This is a genomic window from Pseudoalteromonas sp. K222D, assembly GCF_017653575.1.
Taxonomy (GTDB): domain Bacteria; phylum Pseudomonadota; class Gammaproteobacteria; order Enterobacterales; family Alteromonadaceae; genus Pseudoalteromonas; species Pseudoalteromonas nigrifaciens.
Window position 1 is genome coordinate 22,259 of sequence record NZ_JAGGDL010000043.1, and the last position, 6,326, is coordinate 28,584.

Below are 6,326 nucleotides of genomic sequence, written 5' to 3' on the forward strand. Positions count from 1 at the left end.
CCATGAGTCAGTTTTTAATAGCGGACGACCATCCGTTATTTCGTGAAGCACTAAAGGGTGCACTAACTGTAAAATTTGACGATTTAGAAGTATTTGAATCATCTGATTTTGACAGTACATTGCAGGTGTTAAGCGAGCAAGAAGATCTTGATATATTACTGCTGGATTTACACATGCCAGGTAATGGTGATTTATACGGCCTTATTCGTATTAGAGAAGACTATCCTAGTTTACCTATTGCGGTAGTTTCGGGAAGTGAAGACGCTAATATTGTATCTAAAGTAATGGGTTACGGCGCAATGGGGTTTATTCCTAAGTCATCATCATCAGATGATATTGCCAATGCAATTAATCAAATACTCGAAGGCGATACTTGGTTACCAACAGAATTAAAAAATAAAGTCGCCGAAATTCAAGGCGAAGACCGAGAAATTGCAGCGCAAGTTGCCTCACTTACCCCACAACAATACCGTGTTTTACAATACCTGCACGAAGGTTTGCTAAATAAGCAAATAGCGTATGAGTTACATATTTCAGAAGCCACTGTAAAAGCGCATATTACCGCCATATTTAGAAAGCTTGGCGTATATAACCGCACACAAGCGGTATTAATTGCTGCAAAACTACAATTAGCACCTATAGAGCAAATATAAAACCATGCATAGAATAGAGGCACAAAGCCTCTTTTTTAGTCTTATTTACGCTTATATACGCAATTATCACAAGCCATTCACCTTTATTACATGATCTCCTATAAAAATAATGCTAGCTTACGGGCATTTTATAATTAAGAGAACATGGTATGTCAGACTCTTTAGACTCCAAGGCCCAAAGTAGTAATGAAAGCGCAAATAAAGGCTGGTTTAACCGCTTTTTAGCCGGCGTAGAATTTTTAGGCAATATGCTACCGCATCCCATCACCTTATTTGCAATATTTTGTATCGTAATTGTTGTATTTAGTGGAGTGGCGGATTGGTTTGGCCTAAGTGCAATCGATCCTCGACCTGAGGGCTCGCCTGGGCGCGAACCCGATGGTGTTATTGAAGTAGTGAGCTTGCTTAGTGCCGAGGGATTACAGCGTATTGTAACTGGCTTGGTAACTAACTTTACCAGCTTTGCACCACTGGGCACGGTACTGGTAGCTTTACTTGGTGTGAGTGTTGCTGAGCACTCTGGATTGCTGTCGGCAGCAATGCGCGGCATGGTAATGGGCGCATCAAAGCGGTTAGTGACCTTTATGGTGGTGTTTGCCGCTATTTTATCTAATACCGCCTCTGAGCTGGGCTATGTGGTACTTATTCCATTAGCTGCAATGATATTCCATAGTTTAGGGCGTCATCCATTAGCGGGCTTAGCAGCGGCGTTTGCTGGGGTGTCGGGTGGTTATAGTGCTAACTTATTATTAGGCACAATAGATCCCTTACTGGCAGGCATTACCACACCTGCGGCACAAATGATCGACCCAACTTACCAAGTAGGCGCAGAAGCTAACTGGTATTTTATGATGGTGTCGGTGTTTTTAATTGCGATTTTAGGCACCCTAGTTACTGAAAAAATTGTTGAACCACGTTTAGGTAAATATAATCCTGAAGAGGCCAGTGCTGATCTTGCACAAAATAATATTGCCGCGTTAACGGCCAAAGAAAAGTCGGGTTTAAAGTGGGCAGGGGTATCGCTATTAGTTGTATCGCTACTACTTGCCTGGACCATAGTGCCAGCCGATGGCATTTTACGTAACCCCGAAACCGGATTAGTAGCCCACTCGCCCTTTTTGAAAGGCATAGTGGTGTTTATTTTTGTAACCTTTGGTATTCCGGGCTTTGTATATGGGCGCGTTGTTGGCACCATGAAAAACGACAAAGACGTAATTAATGCGATGAGCAAAAGTATGAGCTCAATGGGCATGTATATTGTACTAGTGTTTTTTGCTGCACAATTTGTCGCGTTTTTTAAATGGACCAATTTAGGCACTATTTTAGCAATTAACGGTGCTGCATTACTGCAAGCTTTAAACTTAACTGGTCCCGAAGTTTTTGTATTATTTATATTAATGTGTGCGTTGGTTAACTTAAGCTTAGGGTCGTCTTCGGCGCAATGGGCTGTTACCGCGCCTATTTTTGTACCTATGCTAATGTTAGTTGGTTACGCGCCAGAGACCATTCAGGCGGCTTATCGTATAGGTGACTCGGTTACTAACTTAATAACGCCAATGATGAGCTATTTTGGCTTGATCCTCGCTGTCGCTGCTAAGTACAAAAAAGATATGGGTATAGGCACACTAGTAGCCACTATGCTGCCATACAGTATGATATTTTTTGTTGGTTGGGTTATTTTGTTTTATTTATGGGTATTTGTATTGGGTATGCCAGTAGGGCCAGGATCACCCACTTATTACACGCCTTAATAGTACCTGGGTAATACAATAAGTATTATTTAATCGTTTAAAAATGCCAGCATAATTTGCTGGCATTTTTGTTTTACGAAAACACCACGGTTTTATTACCGTTAATAAATAGCTTATGCTCAGAGGCAAGTTGTAGCGCTTTACAAAATACTGTTTTTTCTACATCTTTACCCATATTGGCCATCATTTTTGCAGTTTCTGCGTGGGTTACAGGCGTAACATCTTGCAAAATAATAGGCCCTTCGTCTAACTCGTTATTGACAAAGTGAGCTGTGGCTCCAATGATTTTTACGCCACGTTCAAATGCTTGATGATAAGGTTTTGCACCAATAAAAGCGGGTAAGAACGAGTGATGAATATTAATAATTTTGCCCTCAAAGCGTTGTACAAACTCAGGGCTTAAAATACGCATATATTTAGCTAAACCAATAATGTCAGGGTTATAGCTGGCAATTAAATCGCCTACTTGTTGATCGTGCTCGCTGCGCGTTAATCCCTCATGAGAGATAACATGAAAAGGGACATTAAGCCCTTTAGCAAGCGGCTCTAAAATAGGGTAGTTTGCTATAACGGCTTGCACTTCAATATTTAGCGCTTGTTCGAATTGCTTTAATAATACGCCACCTAAGCAATGTGCTTCTTTAGTAGCAAGTAACACAACTTTGGTTTTTGTACCATTGTGTAAAGCCACTTTAGCGTCTGCAGGTAGTATTTCGCGTAGTAGTGGTAAAAAGTTACTTTGTGGCTCACCAGTGAGCTCTGTACGCATAAAAAAGCGTTTAGCGTCTTTGTCTACAAATTCATTATTACGTGTAATATTTAAATTATGCTGGTGGCAAAGCCCGGTGATTTTGGCTATTAGCCCTACATCATCGGCGCATTGTGTGGTTAGTATGTAGCTCATTCTCTCATTCTTACCCAATTATAGATTGCTTTATTATTTGCGTTTTAGCGCATAAAGCAAGGGCTTTGTGTGTTGTTACAAGGTTTAATTTAGAACAAGCATGACATTAAAGTGAGCAAAGTTAACTGGGGTTTAAAAAGGTATAGTTGCTGTTAAAAATGCCACTGATTGCCAGTGGCATTGATATATAATTAAGTTACTGTGTTATGACTTGGTTTCTGAGGCTAAATCATCTTGTTGTCTGATAAAGCCGGCGGCTTCTTCATCATTTTTTGTAATTGCGCTTTGTTGTGTTGGCATAGCGCGTGTTTGCTGATTAAGCTGATGAATTTGCGACGCGTTACCTAAATCACGCTCACTGGTAATTGAGGCTATTGACTCACGATCTTTTAAGAACGCAATCACATCGTTTTTAATTGCTTGTAACTGACCTTCGTCTTTGTGCATTTCCATAATATGGCGTGGATGCTCAAGATTTTTCATACCTGTTGCTGCAAAAGTGGTGGTTACTATTCGCGAAACAATAACCCAAGGGGTAATGCTGCTACGTACTAAGGTGTTTTCAGAGCGAGTGCTGTCGTGAATACCTGTACCGGTTGATATTTTAGACTCAGTAAATGTACCTTCACATTTAAAATAGACCAGAAGTGATTCAAATTGCATTTCAGCAAAAAACAAATGTGCATTGCTACTTAATAGCTGAGCAAAGGCTTTAATTAATACACCTATCAGTAATAAGTGTACGCTTGCCATTACTAGCTCGCTGATAGGTGAAATATGACGATTATTAAGTGCTTGCTCTATTGAATTGATATTTGCGCTATCAATATAACGATAAATATCGATGAAAGAGTAGGCTAATAATACCGTGAAAATAAGCGCGATTAAATACAGAAAATTACCACTAAGTAGCGCCAATAATCTAGCCATACTAAAACCTTTACCTAAATCTAGCTCATGTAGTTTAGGTTGTATTTCTTGAATTATTTCTCCTTTAAAGCCGCCTTTTCCTTCTACTTGCTCTTGCAGTTGTGGGTTGAGCTCGCGGTATACGCGATTAGGCACTTCTTTATAACGACGGTTAGCCATTACTAGGTTATCTAAATTAATAAAAATTTCAGTAGGGTGTACAGATTCTTGCCAGTTTTCGCGCAGCTCAGATACCTCAGTGCTTGGTGTTATGGTATTTAATCGTGCTTTTAACATAGTAAAAACCAGTGCGCAGCTCAAGGTGGCTAAAATAATAATAGCGACTAAATACATACCCGCATGTAGGTTGGGTAATTGTTCAAACCAAACATCTATTTGCGCTTTACTAATGTGTTGTTCTTGCATTAACCACGACATAGAAAGGCCAATAATAATGGGTAAAATAAACGATAGCGAAATAATTTTAGCCAGTGCACCACCACCAAGTGGTTCAATTTCTCTTGCAGCATTGCGAGTGGTTGGTTTACCTGCCGAGCGCCATGAGAACAATACATAAAACATTAAAATGCTACTGTATATGGGAAATGCTAATTCGCCTGCTTCACCGGTAAAGCCCGACAAAGATACAAAAGCTACCAGTCCATACGCAATAAGTGCCACAAAGGTACTTATCCATGAGCCAAATAATTGCTGGGCAATATTACGCATTGGGTAGGGTAAAAACATTAGTTTAGGAATAAGGCTATGCAACAAGCGAGATAAAAACCCTTTAGGCTCTTTAAAAGTAATGTTTTTACGACCCATAAGCATTTCTTCTAGTTCTTGGTCGTTATAGGCAACTTCTTTTTTTTCTTCTGTTGCGGTAGAGCTTTGCGATTTACTGTAGTTATAAGCCAGAGACGTAGGGTGATTACGACCAACAAAGTATTTTAGTGTGGCATAAATACCTGTTGAGAGTGAAGCAATGCCAAACCCTAAAATAATCATCCCAAAAAGCATCAAGATCCACCCAGCAGTTGCATCCTCTTTAACTAACCCTGCAGCAACAACAAGCAGCGTAATACCGGTAATTGACTCTATGGCACCTCTTAGTGCGGTTACTTTGCCTTCAAGTTTGAAGGGGTTTTTAAGTCCAAGATCAATCGATCCATAATCAAAAGCCATTGAATACTCCTTTATATAAGAATTTTATTGGGAGAAATAAGTGTAATAGGCAATTTATGTTTATTACACTTATTTATTAGTTTTGCCATTATAAGCTTAGTTTAAACCAATAGCCTGAAATATTAAGCGTTTATTATTGCAGCATAAAGGTTTCGTATTCTAAATCTTCAAACTGTTTAGATAACCAAAGTAAACCCATAACCGAGCTAATAACAGTTGCAAATGCAAAGCCATAGCCATAAAACTGCGGCCCAAGTGCAACCGACAAATAGGTAAAAACAACATTTACGACTAAAAATATTGCTGCGAGTACCAGTACAGTAAAACGTTTATCTAAATAAAATAAAATATTGAGTATTGATAAAAATATAACCTGTACACCCACACCCACTACATCGATAAATAATAAGGTTTTGTAGTTAGGATCTATGCCTATAAAAGTGAGTATTTGCTCACCCCAAAGTAATAAGCAAGCTACGGTAATACCCTGAATTTTAAATATATCGTATAAACCACCTTGGGCAGTTTGTATCATATTATCTTTTAATAGATAAATTTCATTTAAAGAGGCACCTTCGCGTATTGCAGTGTAAAAACGGTCGTACTCCTCTACAAAGTCGGTTTCCATTCTTACTAAAAACACGGCCATACCAGGAATAATAGACAAGTAGGCTAAAAATATGGGTAAGTCGTAAATAGGGCTTGCCCTGAGAGTGCCAATAATTTCTATTGAAGTACTAGGAGAGTACCAAAAAATAATTTTATCAGCCCAAACACCTATATTGTAAAACAAGCCACAAAAGAACAGGCTATAATACTAATGCCAGTCAGTTAACACTGACTGGCTTTTTTTTATAGGGATATTTAGATGGTTTCTTTTTCACACATCGTGGAAAGCTGCGCTCATGACGCCTTGTTGGTAAC

Annotated in this window: 5 protein-coding genes; 2 read left to right on the forward strand and 3 right to left on the reverse strand. The window is 39.1% G+C overall.

Translation table 11 applies throughout. The features are described 5' to 3' along the window. Window positions 1–2: 2 nt before the first annotated feature. Both J5X91_RS15670 and J5X91_RS15675 read left to right on the forward strand, forming a co-directional pair. Entirely contained in the window at window positions 3–653 is a 651-nt protein-coding gene (locus J5X91_RS15670) for a response regulator transcription factor (RefSeq protein WP_011327396.1), read from the forward strand. 149 nt (window positions 654–802) lie between these two features. Continuing rightward, a complete protein-coding gene (locus J5X91_RS15675; RefSeq protein ID WP_179808083.1) occupies window positions 803–2,404 on the forward strand; it encodes an AbgT family transporter in 1,602 nt (533 codons plus the stop codon). Between the two features lie 73 nt (window positions 2,405–2,477). Here J5X91_RS15675 and purU read toward each other — a convergent pair whose 3' ends face one another. The 3 genes from purU to pelG form a co-directional block, all read right to left on the reverse strand. After that, on the reverse strand, window positions 2,478–3,308 hold the full coding sequence (purU, locus tag J5X91_RS15680; RefSeq protein ID WP_011327398.1) for a formyltetrahydrofolate deformylase: 831 nt from the start codon (window positions 3,306–3,308) through the stop codon (window positions 2,478–2,480). A 204-nt stretch (window positions 3,309–3,512) separates the two neighbouring features. Beyond that, the gene (locus J5X91_RS15685; RefSeq protein WP_208835200.1) at window positions 3,513–5,402 is read right to left on the reverse strand and encodes a hypothetical protein; all 1,890 of its coding nucleotides are present in this window, start codon (window positions 5,400–5,402) and stop codon (window positions 3,513–3,515) included. Window positions 5,403–5,535: 133 nt separating this feature from the next. Continuing rightward, window positions 5,536–6,210: an exopolysaccharide Pel transporter PelG gene (pelG, locus tag J5X91_RS15690; protein WP_280117975.1), complete on the reverse strand. Its 675-nt coding sequence runs from the start codon at window positions 6,208–6,210 to the stop codon at window positions 5,536–5,538. Window positions 6,211–6,326: the final 116 nt, after the last annotated feature.

What these genes read in the sequence shown, in the direction of transcription:
- J5X91_RS15675 (WP_179808083.1), top strand. Translation starts at nt 803, where the DNA reads ATGTCAGACTCTTTAGACTCCAAGGCCCAAAGTAGTAATGAAAGCGCA.
- purU (WP_011327398.1), bottom strand. Translation starts at nt 3,308, where the DNA reads ATGAGCTACATACTAACCACACAATGCGCCGATGATGTAGGGCTAATA.
- J5X91_RS15685 (WP_208835200.1), bottom strand. Translation starts at nt 5,402, where the DNA reads ATGGCTTTTGATTATGGATCGATTGATCTTGGACTTAAAAACCCCTTC.
- J5X91_RS15670 (WP_011327396.1), top strand. Translation starts at nt 3, where the DNA reads ATGAGTCAGTTTTTAATAGCGGACGACCATCCGTTATTTCGTGAAGCA.